Genomic DNA, 17,244 nt, shown 5'->3' with positions numbered 1-17,244 from the left:
GAAAATAATCAATATCATATTTCTTCTTTTTCCTGTTCTGTTCTGTAAAAACAAATCTGTGCCTTTCCAACCAGCCCTGAGGGCAGGGGTGATTTTATCATTTCCTTTTCTCTCCGGTTGGATAATCTTTTTCTTCTTTCCTTATTCAATATTTCCGTAAAATACGGCCATTCCTCTATTACCGTCCCCTGATATTCCCCCACCTCCCGGTCAGGATCCAAACATCTGTTAATCAATTGATTGCTTACATGAACCCTTATTTCATTTTTCCCCAAATGAAGATACTCTTTTATACTCATTTGATAAGGCCTTTGTATCCATTGCCCCGCAGACGTATCATTCACAAATACCTCTGCAGCACAGCCTGCCTTATCCACTTGAAAGACAATTTCATCAGAAGCCATATCTGGCTCCGTCAGATAAACCGATTTCCGATAAATTACTTCTCCTGAATAATATTTTAATTCCTCAATCTGTTCAAAGCCCTTCAGTTCTTCAACATCTTTAAAATAATCCTTCTCCGGAACCTCAAGCCGCCATCCTTCCTTTAAGTCAATTACACCATTTTCCTTCCAGATCCGCTTATCCGTTTCGGGTTTCGGAAGGCTTTGATCAAATACAAGAAGATATGCCTGACCCTGGTTAAAATGCAGTTCAATTTCCGTGCCGCTTTCCTTTCTTGTATAAGCTAATGGAAGAATCTCTTTTCCTTCCATAGGATCCAAAATACAAAAAGCTCTGTTTTCCTGATATATTGTCAGTTTTGTATTATATTCTTCAAGGGACATATTTGCTGTAAAATAAATATCTGCATTCTTGTCTTTCCTGTGAACATATCCTATGGATTCCTTACCTGTCCCTACTTTAAGATCCGGACATACCCTCTGCTTCAATATATTGAGTAGCGCATCTTTTTTATCTTCCGCAAATATCAAATTACCCTGCCGGCGCATCTCTTCAAACAGCGTGGATACTATTTTATCTTTTTCATCCTTCTGAAGCAGGCCGCATCCCTGGGATGGGAGCCGCCCTGCACATATCACCAGGTTCCCATGCATTGCAAAGCTTTGGATACTTTCCGCAGTTTTTACAGGCATTCTGTCCGTCTCCATAAGAATCAGGGTCTCATACGAGTACTCCTCCCACCGGCCCAAAACATCGTCATTCACATAATCGAACCAGTATCCCTCCCTTGCAATGCCGTCGATAACAGAGGTTTCCAGGCGTTCCTCCAGCTTCATGCACATATGTATATCGCCCAGCGGATTTTCCGCCCAGATGTCATGCTGCGGAAGATAAATACATATTCTGGAAACAGGTTCTCCCCGCTGAAGGAAATCGCAGACTCTGTTAATATAGCGTCCTATATTTTTATAATATTTCCACCAGGTATTGGTGTGGCATATATGTGATGAAGCATAAAAAGCCATCGGTTCGCCGTCTTTTTGCGAATAGGTATAACCATGGTTTACTATCTGGTTCATCCCGTCCACAAATATACTGTCGGCGGCAATCTTAATTTGCTCCGGTGTTTCCGTAAACCGCGGGAAACGAAGCCAGGTAAAAGATTCATTAGATATAATATGTCTGTGATATACATGACCAGCCGAGCTTGCCAGTCTTCTGTGTACCGTATTGACACTGTATTTATCCCATTCTGAAAAGGTTTCCCCTTCCGGTATATCAGCTGCGCCGTAAGCCTGCAGAATATCTCCCCAGGTACCGTGCGCCTGGATTCTTGAAGTTGACCCCATTTCATGGCACCACTCTGTCATAACACTGAAAAAATTCTCAATTGTCAGCTCGGACATGGTTTTATGGAAGTCATATCGTATTTCTTCCGTCATTCCCTTCACTTTTCCCCACAGTGCATATATATAAGGCTTAAGAGAATATCCCCTCCTCTTTTCAAACTCGTCATAAATTTTTCCGGTCCAATTATGTCCGAAAAGCTCAAGCGAGTCACAGAAAAAGGATTGAACCATTCCCCTGCCAAGCCTTTCCACCAACGGAGTCCCTGCCTGTGCAAAGAAAAATCTGGATGCTTCTGCATCATTATGATCAATTACATACCCCTGTGCTCCCCTGGAAGGCATTAACACATGTTCCCGGAATTGTCCTGCCAGAAAAATAACTATCTTATAGTTTCCCTCCGGTACCTCCAGATTTTTCAACTGTGTCCCCCAGGGCCAGCTGAACAATAGTTTTTCTTCCAGCAACGATGAAATATCCTGAATGGTTTCCGGAAGCATCTCACTATCTTCCATCCGTCCCATAATTCCTCCCACGATTTCACCCGCCATCCGGTTTGTAAAATCGTAGCTGAAAACTGAAGGGCCTCTGACATCAATCGCATAAGGGTATACGACCGGCGCACTTTTTACAAAAGGTACGAACGGGCCGCCAAAAGGCCATGAGGATCCTAATGTAAGATCCATTGTCATTCCCCGTTTATGTACCTCTTCACCCGTAAACTTCAGTATATCAAAAAATTCCGGGGAGAAATATTCCAGATTTTCCCTGCTTCCTGCTTCCAGGGCATACAGTATCTGGATCTCCACGCCGCCTATTCCGGCCTCCTGCATCTGATCCAATTGATAAGAAATATTATCTTTGTCCACCCGGCAGCCATACCACCACCATCTGGTTTTTCCCCTTGCTGCTGCAGCCGGCTGTCGCAGCTGCTCCAGATACGTCCTTTCCATTTTTCCCCCCGTCTGTACGATAAAGCCTGCACAGGCAGTCCGCAAAAGTAAAGCGGACTTAAATATCCTGGAAGAACTTTTCGCCTTAAAAAAAATATTTATGTGTTAACCTTTAACCGCGCCTATTGTGATTCCTTTAACAAAATACTTCTGGAAAAACGGATAAATACATAACATGGGAAGTATCCCTACTACTGCAATCGCCATACGCGCCGTCAATGCAGGAATATCCGATTTATTTATGGACAGGCCGGATCCGGCAATTGAGGTAAGCGCCGTTATATTATTGTTTATGGCATTCAATACATTTTGGATGCTGTAAAGCGAAGTATCATCCAGGTAATACAGCCCATTCGTCCAGTTATTCCAATATCCAAGCGCTGTCATCAACCCGATTGTCGCCATAATCGGTTTTGATAATGGAAGTACAATCAAGCGGAAAATCTGCATTTCTCCCGCCCCATCCAGCTTAGCACTCTCCAACAGAGATTCCGGTATGCTGGTAAAAAAATAGTTTCTCATAAGCATAACATTAAAAGCATTTACAAGAAGTGAAGGAATTATCAACGCCCAAATCGTATTGGCAATGTGCAGATATTTGGTATAGATTAAATAAGTAGGAACTAAACCTCCATGAAAAAGCATTGTAAATACCACAAAGAAATCGAAAAATCTTTTTCCCGGAATATCCTTTGTCAGCCCGTACCCAAGCAAAGCCGTAATAACCAGCCCCGCGCCGGTACCGATAACGGTTGTAAATATCGTTATGGCATATGCCCTGAAAATCATATTCCGCTGACGCATAATATAGACATATGCATCCATGCTGAATACTTTAGGAATAAAATTAAAGCCGTAATTCAGCGCTGCTTTCTCTTCTGTCAGTGACGCGGAAATCAACAAAACAAATGGAAGAACAGCAAATATGCTTAACAAAATCATTACTATATGTGCAATTATACGAATTCTAACCTCACTTTTTCCTACCATAACCATTCTCTCCCAATTAAAATAATGCACTTTCTTTACTGTATTTACGCACAATTGCATTAGCTATTACTACAAGGACAAATCCTACTATTGATTGATAGAAACCGGCAGCAGCAGAAAGCGCTATATTACCCTGCTGCATCAAAGCATTATATACATATGTATCAATCGTCTGGGTCACATCAAACAAAGCCCCTGAGTTTCTGGGAACCTGGTAAAACAGGCCAAAATCTGAATAAAAAATCCCGCCTATATTCATGATGATCAAGGTAATGATTGTAGGCTTTAAAAGCGGAAGCGTAATATTGGTAATCTGTTTCCACTTCCTTGCACCGTCTATTTTCGCAGCCTCATAATATTCCTTATTGATTCCCACAATACTTGCCAGGTAAATTACCATGGAAAATCCTACGCTCTTCCATAAATTTACGATTATAAGAATAAACGGCCAGTACTTTTTTTCCTGATACCACACTATCGGTTCTATACCCAGCGCTTTGAAAATCACCTGATTAATCAGTCCCGTCTCCGAACTGAGCATCGCATAAATAAGGTAGCTGCCAATCACCCAGGATATCATATAAGGTAATAATATAAGTGTCTGATATACCTTTACTGAAAACTTGGATGTTATCTCGTTCAGAAGTATGGCCACGGCAATTGCGGCTATTGTTCCCAGGATAATAAATGCCAGGTTATACAGAATGGTATTGCGGGTCATAATCCATGCCTCGGAGGAAGCAAACAAATACCTGAAGTTGTCAAACCCCACCCAGTCGCTTCTCAAAATTCCCTTATTCCAGTCAATTTTTTTAAAAGCGATAACCAGACCAAACATCGGAGCATAATTGTTAATCAGCAGATAGATTATGCCCGGCAGCATCATTACATAAATCGGGATCGCATTTTTCCAGTTCATATGCCTTTTCTTTTTCATAAGCACCCATCCGTTCCAATTTTAATTTAAAAAATAAAGCTGTCATTTTGGCCTTACCTCAATGACAACTTTATTATAAAAATTTTTGAAGAATAAAAAAAGAAAATATCCGAACACAAATAGCACTAATCCGCACTCTCTTTTTCCTTCAATGCCTGCCCATATTCCCGGGGCGTCATACCATACTTTTTTTTAAATATTTTGGTAAAATAACTGTAATTGTCGTATCCGCATTCATAGGCCACTCTTGCAATGGAAAGACGCCCTTCCTTCAAAAGCTCCCTGGCAAGGAACATCCTTTCCTCCAGTATGAAATCCCCGATTCCAATCCCCTCTTCCTTCTTAAATAATCTGGACAGATAATCTGCAGAAAGGAAGAATTTTTTTGCAAGGAATTCGATCCTCAGTTCTTCCTGAAGATTTGCCGTAATATACGACTTCACCTGTTTGACAATCTCCTCCCTGGAAGCCGGGCCTTCCTGTACCTCGCCTTCCCTGATAATCTGTTTCATCCATTCCCTTCCGAATGCCTGATATTTGTCATTCTCCCAGTTACGGTTTATCTCTTTTGCTATATGAAGCAGTTTTTCCTCCAGTTCTTCATAAACCATCGGCTTTACAATATAATCCTTGCAGTCAAGCGCTATTGCCCTTCTTGCATAATCAAATTCTTCATGACACGTCATAATAATACGCACTGTTTTCGGATACTGCATCCTAATCCATTCCAATAGATCCAAACCGGAGCCGTCAGGCATTTCAATATCACACAAAACAATATCAATCGTATCCTGGTAAAACAGCTTCTTGCTCTCTTCAATGGATGTCGCCTGATAAACAGTCTGAAAACACAGATTTTCCCACCGGACTCCTGCCATAATTCCATTGATTATTTCTATTTCATCATCTATTATCAACAGATTCATCTTTCATTTCCTTTCCATCCTCTCCCGCAAAATGACAGGGAAACTCCATCCATACCTGAGTCCCTTCACCTTTTTGTGAAGTAATATGAAAATGTGCGTCCTGTCCGTAAAAGCTACGCAGCCTTTTCACACAATTCCATATTCCCACATGCCTTCCGCGGCTGTCACAGATAATCTGTCCCTGAGATATCTGTTCCAGCAGTTCTTCATCAATACCCCTTCCGCTGTCACATATCGAAATCCGCAGAGTGGAATCATTTTTTTTAATAATTACAAGAATTTCTATCTCTTCTCCGGGCACCAATGCATATTTTGTACTGTTTTCCACAAAATTCTGTATAATCAGAGGCGGAATCATTTCCTCCATCAGCTCTTCATCCACATCAAACATAATATAAAAGGCATTTGGATACCGTATTTTCTGTACCTTACTATATACCTTAATAAAATCAATCTCCGACTGTATCGTTACAAATTCCGAAGTATTCCGCAGCGCATATCGGAAGTATTTCGACAAGTTTAAAGAAAATTCCCGAATTTCTGCTATTTTATTATTCATTGTGAGGCTATAGATAGTATTCAGCGAATTTAATAACAAATGCGGATTTATCTGCAGCTTTAAATTAATCAGCTGTTCTTTTTCTTTTTCCAGCTTTAATTCATATGCTTCAATTTTCAAATCCTTACTGTAATTAAGCACGCTGTTAAAAGCCTGTTCAATTTCACTGAATTCCTGTGTTTTTGAAAAGTGCTGAATCCGGTATTCTGTATTTCCCTTAAGGATTTCCTGCATAGCACAGGAAATCCCTTTCATAGGTATCAAAAAGAGCTTTCTCAAAAGAAGCATAAAAATTGGAAGCAGCACCAGCATTAAAATAGAGCAGTACAGAATAAATCTGTCCCTTATGGAAATTCTGCCCGACATACTGTTTTTGGGCAGATAAAGCTCTAATCTGACATCCACATGGGTAAATCCAGCTTCAAGCTTCGTATATTGTGAAAAATCATTATCCTTATATCCCTTATCCGATAAATTGATGCGCTTTCCATTTCCCGGCAGATAAACCGCCAGAATATCCTGCGTCTCCACATTATTGCTGAATTGTTCCCATAATTCGTTCAGCTGAAGAATATATCCAATCTCAACAAACTGATTGCTGTAAGATTTCAACAGATACTGTGTCTTTCCATGCTCAATAATATCAGGCCTGGCGAAATTATCTTTCCGCATCAGTTGTTCCTCCAGATATTCCTGCGCATCCAATGGAATTTTATCAAGCTGTTTCACGATATAAATATCTTCATTATGCGGAATCCTCACATAAAAACCCGCTGCTAATGGAAAATACTTCAGCAGATTATCCAGTTCGTCCCTGAGCCAGATCCTTGCCTGCTGATACCTGGAATCCTTTTCGTTAAGACGAAGCGCAGAATAAGTATTATCCGCATAAAGGATAAGCTGAATATAATTTTCAATCGCTTCAAGGCTCGTATCATACTGCTTTACCAGCATTTTCATGCTGTTCTGTTTGACATTAACCACCTGCTCCTGTGCTTCCTTCATATTGACTCTGCTTGCAGCCAGGGACAATGCAAGGGCGGGCAGGCTAATCAGGAAAAACAGCAGAACAATCTGAAATTTTAATGTATACCGTCTCATTTCCCCTCATTTCCGGGACAGCATTTTGCTGTTGCAGTAATTTTACCCCAATCCCAATAAAACATCCGGTCAGTATAATTATATATATTTCCGCAGAAATCCCTCCACCGCATCCAACGCTTCATCGCAGTTGAATCCCATAAACCCGTGATTGGCGCCGGCCAGCTTGATGAATTCCACATTTTTCCCCAGTTCCTTCATTCTTTCGTACAGTCTGCAGCTCTGGTTAAAGGGCACCAGCATGTCGCTTCCGCCGTGCATGATAAGCAGGGGCGGCGTATCCTTTTCCCGGGAAAGATAATTCATGGGAACCGTGGCATCGGCCAGCTCCGGGTTTTCCAGGACATTTTTGCGGCCGATGACAAAGCCCTCCGGGCTGTCTGCCTGTGTGTGATCCATGGAGCTGGGGTAATAATTCATTTTTGCGATGTCCGTGGGACCGTACCAGTCCACAATGCATTTTACGGCCGCAGACTGTTCACGGTAGGCATCCATGTCCGGTTCCCCGTCTCCTGTAAAGCCTGCCATCAACGCGGTATGGCCGCCGCTGGAATCTCCCCACAGAGCGGTCCTGTCCGCATCCACGCGATATTTACCTGCATTGATTTTCATGTAACGGATAGCGGCCTTTGTATCCTGAACCTGCGCCGGAAAGGGGGCGATATCACTGGGCCGGTATTCCACAATGGCTACGGCAAAGCCCCGCTGCGCCATCCGGATCAGATTTGGAAGATGATCAAAAACGTCCTGTTTATGCCAGGCGGATCCCTGCACAAACATAATCAGCGGCCATTTCCTATCCGGCTCCTGCCCTGATTTAGGCACCATGATCTGGAGATGCAGGTTAATGCCTCCCCTGTTGGCATACACCACATTCGGAAGAAATTCCACCCCAAAACCATAGGTGTCCTTCCAGTCCACTGTTTTAACTCCCTCCGGCAGCTCCTCCGATTCCGGGAACTGCTCCGGCGGCACCTGAAGCGGCGGTATTAATTTCAATCCTTCCAAGTCACTCATATTGTAATCCTCCTGTCTGTTTCCTGCCTGTCCGTAACAATACGGGGTTTTTGCATTCTTCTGTTATTGTATCACAGATCCCTCCGGCTGTTTCCTCCTTTTCCCGTCCCCATAAAAAATCAGCCCTCCCCATTGACCAAAAACAGGGCCTCCGGACCCGGGATTGCAGTATGCACTCCCGGCCCGGCAGCCCTGACGACATTTTTACGATAAGTCTCCTGTTTCAGGCTTTTCTTACTTTATCAGGCAATTTCAGAGTAAAAAATATAATCTCCTGCCTCCACCTCCATCGTCTTTCCGGCAATTACTATCTCGGCGGGTGACGGTGTGGTTATTTCATAGCGGATTCTGCCTTCCTCCTGCTTCCAGAGGGAACGGACGGTTCCTTTCCTTGTTTCAATGGAAGCTTCCAGCCAGTCCAGCCTGCTGTCGGGCTGGGGGGCTATTTTTACCCTGGCAAAGCCCGGCGCATCCTCCACCGTCTGAATTCCTGCCGCTGCCTCGTATACCCAGTCGGCTACCGCGCCGTATGCGTAGTGATTGAAAGAGTTCATATCCGTGCTCCAGAAGTCCCCGTTTTCCATGATGCCGTCCCAATGCTCCCAGACGGTAGTGGCCCCTTTTGTAACAGGATAGAGCCAGGAAGGATATTCCGTGCGCAAAAGCAAGGTATAGGCAAGCTCCGTATGTCCGTAGCTGCTCAGTACGTGAAGCAGATAGGGGGTTCCCACAAAACCGGTCTGCAGCTTGCTTCCGCAGGCTTTTATCATCTCCGCCAACGCATCTGCGGTTTTCTGAGGATCCTCGGCAAGCCCGAAATGCACGGCAAGGACATGCTCTGTCTGCGTCCGGTAATCTGTGAAGGTTTTGCGGAAGGTATCCACGATCCCCTGATACAGCCTCTCATACTCACTTACATCCTCTCCCAGCACCCTGCCGGCCTTTACCACAAGGGAGGTGGAATAGGCATAGAAGGCAGAGGCTATAAAATCCGCCCTGCTGGATCCCTTATAGCTTCCCACAGGCGCGTCCAGGCCGAGCCAGTCCTCATAATGCTCCCCGCCGGTCCAAAGGTACGGATCCTTTGTGCTATTGGTAATGAAGCCGATATATTTTTTCATACAGTCAAACTGCTGTCTGAGGATTTCCTTATCCCCATAGGTCATATATATCTGCCAGGGGCAGATGGCAGCGGCGTCATCCCAGGCAGCGCTGCCGCTTCCCACATAAAGGGTGGGGACCACATGGCCTATTGAGCCGTCCGGACGCTGATCCGCAGCCATGTCCGCCAGCCACTTGGTAAAGAACCGGTCCACATCAAAATTATAGCTTGCCGTCTTGACAAAAGCCTGCGCGTCTCCCGTCCATCCCATGCGTTCGTCACGCTGCGGGCAGTCCGTGGGCACATCCAGGAAATTGCCCTTCTGTCCCCAGATAATATTGCTGAACAGCTGGTTCAGAAGCGGATTGGAGGAACGGAGACGGCCGGTGCGCTTCATGTCCGAATGAACCGCCACCGCATAGAACTGATCTGCACAGGGAGTCCCCGGGAACTGATCCAGCCTGATATAACGGAATCCGAAAAATGTCATTTTAGGCTTATAGGTCTGCACCCCGTCGCAGCAGGTATAATAAATCTTGGATTTGGCGGAGCGGTAGTTGGCATTATAGAAGTTACCGTCCTTATCCAGCACCTCCCCGTGGGAAATTTCCACCTTTTCCCCGGCCTTTGCGTCTACCGTAAACTGTATGTAGCCTGTTACCTCCTGGCCGAAATCCACCACGACCTCTCCATTCGGCGCGGTAAAGCAGCGCGCTGCCTTCACATATTCGTGCTCTGTTATTTTTTCGCCTTGCTGGGGGATCAGATTGTCGGTTGTTCGCTCAAGAAGCACCACAGGCTGATAATCTGAAACTTCAAAGCTGGCGTCATAGACCTCACCATCGTAGATTTCGCTGAACCGGATCCTGCTTTCGGCGGCCTGCCATGTCTCATCCGTGGGAATCACAGCGGTTGTTGTATCCGTAAAGGTAATTTTGATTTCCGCAATCAGGCCTGCGGGAATTGCCGCCCGCCGCGCTTTCCCCTCTTCCGTAATCCAGCCGGGAACAGGGCTTCTGTACCAGCCCTTTCCTACCGTGATTTCCAGGCGGTTCCTGTCTTCCACCAGTTCCGTGATATCATAGCACTGGTACTGATGCCTCGTTTCATAAGAGGTCCAGCCGGGAGCGAGCACATAGTCCCCAACGCGCTTTCCGTTCAGCTGTGCTTCATAGACCCCCAGTGCAGTTACCTGAAGCTGCACCGATTTGATTTCCTTCCCCGGAAAATCTCCTTTGTTAAATTCCCTGACAAACACAGGGCAGACATCCCCCATACTCTGCGCAGGTCCAATCCATTTTCCCTTCCATTCCATAAGTAATCCTCTCCTTTTCTTTTTACAGGCTGACCCTGTTTCTCTTGTTTCTGTATTGCTGCGGCGTACATCCAAAGCTTTCCTTGAAATTTCTGTAAAAGCAGCTGATATCGGAATAGCCTATCGCCTCTGCCACCTCTTCCATATTGCAGGTGGAATTCTCTATCATATTGGCCGCCTGCTTCATCCGGAATTCCTTTAACAGAAAACGGAAGGTTTTTCCCGTTTCCCTGCGGATATAACGGCTCAGGTAGCCTTCGCTTTTCCCAAAATGCTTTGCCACCGAGGTGAGCGTAACCGTAGTATAGTTTTCGCGGATGTACCGGATCATCACCGGAAGGACCGCCTCACTGGCGCTGATGCTGCCCACATCCTCCATCTTCTGCTGATGCGCCTTCAGCGTCCAGCCAAACAGCAGCATTACGTAACCCTTCATCATAAGATTGCCTCCGGCAGGCGCGCTTTTCCGGCAGAAAAGCCCCTCCCCGCACATGTCCAGGACTATGCTGCGCAGCCGTTCATCCTTTCCGCAGCGCACCACCAGCGCCCGGTTGCTTCCCTTGCTGTAGAGCATCTGCCAGAAAAAGTCGGATATACTGTCATTTTCCAGAAGCAGGCTGTAAAAGGAATCCCCGAAGGTGCTCCTTTTCAGGATAATATTCACGGTAACCGCGTCCTCCTCACCGGTAAAAACTGCCTGGTTCATCTCCGGCGGGATAATGACAAAATCCCCCTCGTTCAGCACGGTTTCCCTGTCCTGGGTTTTATCCTGCACAAAAAAGCGGCAGCCTCCGCGAAGGGCGTACACAATTTTGATAAATTTCAGATTATGGTAAAAGGGCGGCGCATACCGGTCATGTAAAATAACCGCCGCTTCGATGCTCTCATTTTCAAAGCAATCCTGTTCGGTAAGGAGATTCCCCATAAAAACAGGTGGCTCTTCTCCAAGCGCATAGCCGCTGTGGTCCGTTGCCCGGAACCGCTCCTTGAATTCCTCCCAGTTCCAAACCACATTCCGGAAGGCTTCCGGATTGGCAAGGTAGATTTCTCTGCAGCTTTTTTCGTAATCCCGGAGGGGAATCAGCTTTTCTTCTATTTCCTCATGATTCATGGACATGTTTTCCTTTTCAGTGGTATATGGAGACGGAATATTCCCTTAATACCGGGCTTTTTCTCATCATAAACGTTTTGTCATAAAAAGTCACTATCCTTTCCGGCTGTCTTTTTATGACCTTTCCTTCCATGCAAAAAAAGCCACTGCAGAAACCTGTTTGGCGCTTCTGCAATGGCATCTTTTTATGTTCCCGTCCGTTCACTTCAGGAGAGCAGGTTGATTCCTTCCCCGTCCTTCGGCCGGATATGCATTTCTATCCTGCAGTCAGCCAGGTACTCATAATTGACCTCCAGCGCATAGTCCACATTGACGCTGATTTCCTTTTCTTCCTCCGTAAACGTAACCCTGCTGGTGTCCAGGCCGATGAGGATGCTTCCATAGGGAGTGAGATAGCTGGTCATGTTTTTCTTGTTTTCTTCAAAAACCATATATACATTGACCGTTCCCCGTTTGGTCAGGTTCATCTCATGTTCTTTAAACTTGATGATATTTCTAGTCGGCTCGTCACAGCCCTCCATAAGCTCATCATATATGATATAGTGCGTATCATTTTTTTTATAATACTGGCCCCACTGGATTGTTTCAATTTCTTCACTGTCCATTTCCTGGTCGAACTGAAGCCCTCTGATGGAAACCATTACTTCCTTTGTCATATTTATTCCAGACCTCCCGTCTGTTGTCAGTATTCTTCTATGTTAATGGTTTTAGCCGACAGGATGCCGTACTTGATGATGGAATTGGCAAATGTTTTGAACTTATCCGCACCATCGCTCACATAAAATTTATACTTATTGTCTCCCAGCGCCGGTGCCTGGGGGTTAAGCAGGTCATGCTCCGCCAGCAGCCTTTTCAGCTCAATGGCGGTTTCATAGGCCGGATTGACCAGTGTTACCTTATCTCCCATAATCCTGCCTACTGTGGAACGGATCAGGGGATAATGAGTGCAGCCCAGGATCAGTGTATCTATGCCGATATCTATCAGTTCCGTCAAATATCTGGAGGCGATTTCATCCGTTACCGGATCCTGCCACAGCCCTTCCTCCACAAGGGGGCAGAACAGCGGGCAGGCCTTTCCGATGACACGTGCATCCGGATTGATATTATGTATGTACTCCGTGTAAATCTGGCTGCCTATTGTTCCCTCTGTGCCGATAACGCCGATTTTGCCATTTTGCGTTACCTCGGCCGCAACCCTGGCTCCCGGCTTTACCACGCCGATGATTGGCATCTGTATTTCCTTCTCCAGACTGTCAAGCGCATAGGCGCTCGCCGTATTGCAGGCCACCACTATAGCCTTCACATCCTGGGTTTCCAGGAAACGTACTATCTGTCTGGAATATCTGGTAATGGTATCCTTTGATTTACTGCCATAAGGCAGCCTTGCTGTATCGCCGAAATATACTATTTTTTCATTGGGTATCTGGCGCATAATCTCCCGTGCCACCGTAAGGCCGCCCACACCGGAATCAAATACCCCGATGGGCGCATGCTGCAGCTGTTTTATATTCTGTGCCATTCCTTCCTCGATTCCGCCGTTCATCACGGCTTTTTACGATGATGGAGTTCACCTGACGGCCTTTGCCGCGCTCATTTTTCCGTTCACCGCAGCCGCGGACGTTTCCTTCTGCGCTTGCGTCTGTTTGACGGCCTCATCCGCTTTTTCCGGCATGAGCTTTTCCATAAAGCTGAATCGGATCGTTACCTCGCCCTCTCCCGCTTCCAGAATTTCATAATAATCCGCCACGTTTCCATCGGCTTCCACAGGCGTTCCATCCTCTATTTTCTGATAGGCATCCGTGGCAAAGGTGAATTCCGGATAAAAAACACTCCAAAAGCTGAATGCTATCAGCCCTGCCGCCGCAATGTCCCTGATAATTTCTTTATATTTCATGCTGTCACTTTCCTCCGGTCCGTTATATTGGAAAGTATTGACAGCATCACGGCATCCTATACCCTGGAGGATCCTTTATATTGCTGGATCTGGTTCATGATGGACTGCTCCTGGTTATAAATATGCATTTTAATAGCCCGCGCACCCGCATCCTTATCCCGGCTGCTGATGCATCTGTAAATCTCTTCGTGTTCCTCAATAAGCCTTACATGCTGGCTCACATCCTTGATGTATTCCAGGCGGTAGCGGTACATCTGCTGGGAAAGGTTTCCCACCATCTGGGCCAGCTTTTCATTCCGGCTCCCCTGTACAATAATATCGTGAAGCGCAACGTCGGCTTCCGCTATCTTTACTGCGTCCTGGGTCCTGGTGACCTGTGCAAACCGGTCGCAGGCCTCTCTGAGCGCACGGATTTCTTCTTCCGAAATCCTTTCACAGGCAAGCTCCATTGCCAGCGCGTCCAGCGCCTGGCGCACCTCCAGTACATCCCGCAGGCCCTTGGCGGTTATCTGCGCCACCTCGGCGCCGCGTCTGGGTATCATGGTAACCAGGCCCTCAAGCTCCAGCTTGCGGATAGCTTCCCTGATAGGCGTACGGCTTACGCCCAGCTTATTGGCCAGATGGATTTCCATCAGCCTTTCTCCGGGCTTCATTTCTCCCTTCAGAATGCTTTCTCTGAGGGTATTAAATACAACGTCCCTTAACGGCAGGTAATCGTTTGTGTTTTCTTCTATCTTCATCACTGCTCCTGTCTGCGCATGGCGCGCATGCATCATTTGGCCAGGCACGTTTTGTCGGTAAAGGATGTCAGATACACCTGCTTTGCCAGCCCGGACCTTTTCAGGGCCTCATAAGCCGCAGATGCCTCCGCCTTCCTGTCATACAGTGCAAAAACCGTGGGGCCGCTTCCGCTCATCAGGGCGCCCAGCGCTCCCCTGTCCCTGAGGAACTGTTTGATCTGCGCAATCACCGGGTATTCCTTCTCCGTCACGGTTTCCAGCACATTTTCCAGCCGGTCCGCCACGCCGCGGATGCTTCCGGCGCGGATGCTGTCAATTATCCCGTCAATATCCGGATGCTTTTCCAGCTTATCCGCCTGCAGATGCTCATATACAAACTTCGTAGACACATAAATGGGCGGCTTGGCTATAATACAGAAGCAGTCAGGAGCCGGCGGCAGAGCCGTCAGTATCTCCCCGATACCTTCCGAAAGCGCGGTTCCTCCCTGGATACAGTAAGGAACATCTGCGCCGATTTGCACCGCCAGGCTCTGCATTCTCTCAAGGGTCATCCCCAGCCCGAACAGCTCATTCATCCCCACAAAAACCGCGGCGGCATCCGTGCTTCCGCCGGCCATGCCGGCCGCCACGGGTATTTTCTTCTTCAGATGCACGTTCAGCCCTTCCCGGATCCCATATTCCTTCCTGATTAGCTCCGCTGTCTTCACCACCAGGTTATGCCCGTCTGTGGGAAGCGCGCGCATATTCGTGGTCAGAAGGACAGAAGTCTCCTTCTGCCTGCGGAAGCTGAGTTCATCATACAGGCCCACGGTCTGCATGATCATACGTACCTCATGATAGCCGTCTTCCCTGCGTCTTATGACATCCAGGCCGAGATTGATCTTGGCCATCGCTTTTAATGTAATTGATTCCATAATTTTCTTCTCCGTCCGGATTGTATACACTGATTGTACTTAAGTATATACAATTAGGGCTGGTTCGTCAATGTTTATCTTTTGCCGGCCTGAGCCTGCAAAGCCGCATAAATACTGGGAATAAAGTACATTTGACAGTTCGTCTTAGTTTATGATATTTTATCTCGGTTTATTCCGGTTTGATAAAGGAGTCCAAAGGAGAAACCGTCAATGGTTATATAAAAAAAGCCATTGATGAACGAATGGAACGTGACAACAGAGCATCCCAGGAATAGTTCTTCACTACTCACCCATACTATGGATATTCACAAACCGAATATCCTTCTATCATGAAAGGAAATGACTTTATGCCGTTACCAAGGGAACGGATTTATACTATTGATGATATTTACGCTCTGCCGGATGGAGAACGCGCTGAACTGATTGACGGTCAGATTTATTACATGGCCCCTCCCAGCCGGAGACATCAGGATATCATTGGAGAACTCTTTGCAACCATTCGGGATTATATTCACGGCAACAATGGTGCCTATCGGGCTTATATCTCCCCATTTGCCGTATTCCTGAATGAGAACGACAGAAACTATGTTGAACCGGATATCAGTGTTATTTGTGACCAAAATAAACTGAATGACAAGGGCTGTGTTGGTGCTCCCGACTGGATAATAGAAATCGTTTCTCCCAGCAGCAGGCCAATGGATTATAACAAAAAGCTATTCAAATATCGCACCGCCGGTGTTCGGGAATATTGGATTGTTGACCATGATAAAGACCGTATCACTGTTTACCATTTTGAAGCGGACGATATGAACGAATATTCCTTCACGGATAATGTGCCTGTAGGAATTTATCCTGACTTTTCCATCAATCTGTCAAAACTGAATATCTGACCTCACACCTGCTGCCGCCAGATTATTTCTGAATGGCAGCAGTTTTTTGCACACCCTAATCTTACTATTTATTTCATAGAAATAACATTAAATATATGCTATGATAATATCGCACGGTAAAAAAGTTCTTTACATAAAAATCTCCATTCCGCCGCCTTTTAGTTGGCGGCACAAATGCCTTTTCAGACAGCTTGTGAAAGTGCGCCATTTTTTTCTGCCATCTACTTTCTTTCACACTAAACCTCCCTGGCAGAATGATGTTGAAAACATTCCTTTATTTGAACAACGAAAAGAATATCTTTATGAATACCAACAACATACATGACTTTATGCCGTTACCTGGGGAACGGTTTTATAACATTGATGCTTTTTACGCTATGCCGGAGGGAGAACGGGCAGAACTCATTAACGGCCAGCCTTACCGGACGGCTGCCCAGTATTACAAAGGATAACATATATGATGAATATAATAATTGAAAAAGCCGGGGAAAGCGATATTGATGCGCTTTCCCAGTTTTATGATGAAGTAAATGATTACCTTGCATCCCATATCAACTATCCCGAATGGAAACGTGGGATTTATCCGGCCAGGGATACGGCTGAAAACGCCGTACTGGAGGGCACTGCCTATGCCGCCAGGGAAAACGGCCGTATTATCGGTTCTTTCATCCTGCGCCAGGTGCCGGAAAATGGTTATGAAAAGGCGGACTGGCATTTTCCTTCCGATTATGACAATATTATCGTTGTCTATACGCTGGCGGTGCACCCGGATTATTCCGGAAAGGGCGTGGGAAGGCAGCTGGTGGATTTCGTCATCGATTATGGGCGGGAAAATGGCATGAAGGCCGTGCGCCTGGATGTTTATGAAAAAAATGAGCCGGCAATCCGTCTGTACCAGAAATGCGGTTTCCAGTATATTGATACTGTGGATTTGGGGTATGGGAAGTACGGGCTGGACAGGTTTGCACTGTTTCAGAAGCTTTTATGAAAAATAAGCACTGTCCTGGGCACACCAATCGAGTAGGAGAAAATTTCTCTGATTA

General features: G+C 46.0%; 15 protein-coding genes. 2 read left to right on the top strand and 13 right to left on the bottom strand.

Features of this window, described 5'->3' with window-relative positions:
- Positions 1–14: 14 nt before the first annotated feature.
- From HMPREF1548_RS27840 to ispE, 13 genes are all read right to left on the bottom strand, one after another.
- Positions 15–2,705, bottom strand: coding sequence for a glycosyl hydrolase (locus HMPREF1548_RS27840; RefSeq protein WP_021640217.1), 2,691 nt, complete (start codon positions 2,703–2,705; stop codon positions 15–17).
- Positions 2,706–2,810: 105 nt separating this feature from the next.
- The gene (locus tag HMPREF1548_RS27835; protein ID WP_025487557.1) at positions 2,811–3,695 is read right to left on the bottom strand and encodes a carbohydrate ABC transporter permease; all 885 of its coding nucleotides are present in this window, start codon (positions 3,693–3,695) and stop codon (positions 2,811–2,813) included.
- A gap of 16 nt (positions 3,696–3,711) precedes the next feature.
- Positions 3,712–4,632 (bottom strand): ABC transporter permease, encoded by a 921-nt coding sequence (locus HMPREF1548_RS27830; RefSeq protein ID WP_021640215.1) that lies wholly within the window; start codon positions 4,630–4,632, stop codon positions 3,712–3,714.
- Between the two features lie 125 nt (positions 4,633–4,757).
- Positions 4,758–5,558: a response regulator transcription factor gene (locus tag HMPREF1548_RS27825; RefSeq protein ID WP_021640214.1), complete on the bottom strand. Its 801-nt coding sequence runs from the start codon at positions 5,556–5,558 to the stop codon at positions 4,758–4,760.
- Positions 5,536–7,218: a sensor histidine kinase gene (locus tag HMPREF1548_RS27820; protein WP_021640213.1), complete on the bottom strand. Its 1,683-nt coding sequence runs from the start codon at positions 7,216–7,218 to the stop codon at positions 5,536–5,538. The genes HMPREF1548_RS27825 and HMPREF1548_RS27820 overlap by 23 nt, the downstream gene beginning before the upstream one ends.
- 78 nt (positions 7,219–7,296) lie before the next feature.
- On the bottom strand, positions 7,297–8,235 hold the full coding sequence (locus HMPREF1548_RS27815) for an alpha/beta hydrolase (protein ID WP_021640212.1): 939 nt from the start codon (positions 8,233–8,235) through the stop codon (positions 7,297–7,299).
- A 242-nt stretch (positions 8,236–8,477) separates the two neighbouring features.
- A complete protein-coding gene (locus tag HMPREF1548_RS27810) occupies positions 8,478–10,652 on the bottom strand; it encodes an alpha-L-rhamnosidase (protein WP_021640210.1) in 2,175 nt (724 codons plus the stop codon).
- A 22-nt stretch (positions 10,653–10,674) separates the two neighbouring features.
- Entirely contained in the window at positions 10,675–11,763 is a 1,089-nt protein-coding gene (locus HMPREF1548_RS27805; RefSeq protein ID WP_035324361.1) for an AraC family transcriptional regulator, read from the bottom strand.
- Positions 11,764–11,969: 206 nt separating this feature from the next.
- On the bottom strand, positions 11,970–12,419 hold the full coding sequence (locus HMPREF1548_RS27795; RefSeq protein ID WP_021640207.1) for a YwiB family protein: 450 nt from the start codon (positions 12,417–12,419) through the stop codon (positions 11,970–11,972).
- A gap of 26 nt (positions 12,420–12,445) precedes the next feature.
- On the bottom strand, positions 12,446–13,282 hold the full coding sequence (murI, locus tag HMPREF1548_RS27790; RefSeq protein WP_035324384.1) for a glutamate racemase: 837 nt from the start codon (positions 13,280–13,282) through the stop codon (positions 12,446–12,448).
- A gap of 48 nt (positions 13,283–13,330) precedes the next feature.
- Entirely contained in the window at positions 13,331–13,657 is a 327-nt protein-coding gene (locus tag HMPREF1548_RS27785; RefSeq protein ID WP_021640205.1) for a hypothetical protein, read from the bottom strand.
- Between the two features lie 56 nt (positions 13,658–13,713).
- Positions 13,714–14,397 (bottom strand): GntR family transcriptional regulator, encoded by a 684-nt coding sequence (locus tag HMPREF1548_RS27780; RefSeq protein ID WP_035324357.1) that lies wholly within the window; start codon positions 14,395–14,397, stop codon positions 13,714–13,716.
- Positions 14,398–14,429: 32 nt separating this feature from the next.
- On the bottom strand, positions 14,430–15,311 hold the full coding sequence (gene ispE, locus HMPREF1548_RS27775) for a 4-(cytidine 5'-diphospho)-2-C-methyl-D-erythritol kinase (protein WP_035324355.1): 882 nt from the start codon (positions 15,309–15,311) through the stop codon (positions 14,430–14,432).
- 347 nt (positions 15,312–15,658) lie between these two features.
- Between ispE and HMPREF1548_RS27770 the strand changes: the two genes are divergently transcribed.
- Together HMPREF1548_RS27770 and HMPREF1548_RS27760 are read left to right on the top strand one after the other, a co-directional pair.
- On the top strand, positions 15,659–16,201 hold the full coding sequence (locus HMPREF1548_RS27770; protein ID WP_035324353.1) for a Uma2 family endonuclease: 543 nt from the start codon (positions 15,659–15,661) through the stop codon (positions 16,199–16,201).
- Positions 16,202–16,658: 457 nt separating this feature from the next.
- Positions 16,659–17,189: a GNAT family N-acetyltransferase gene (locus tag HMPREF1548_RS27760; protein WP_021640199.1), complete on the top strand. Its 531-nt coding sequence runs from the start codon at positions 16,659–16,661 to the stop codon at positions 17,187–17,189.
- Positions 17,190–17,244: the final 55 nt, after the last annotated feature.

The sequence above is a fragment of the Clostridium sp. KLE 1755 genome (assembly GCF_000466465.2).
GTDB classification, from domain to species: Bacteria; Bacillota; Clostridia; order Lachnospirales; family Lachnospiraceae; genus Eisenbergiella; species Eisenbergiella porci.
Note: the sequence above shows the minus strand (reverse complement) of the source record. Positions and strands in the feature narration are given on the sequence as shown.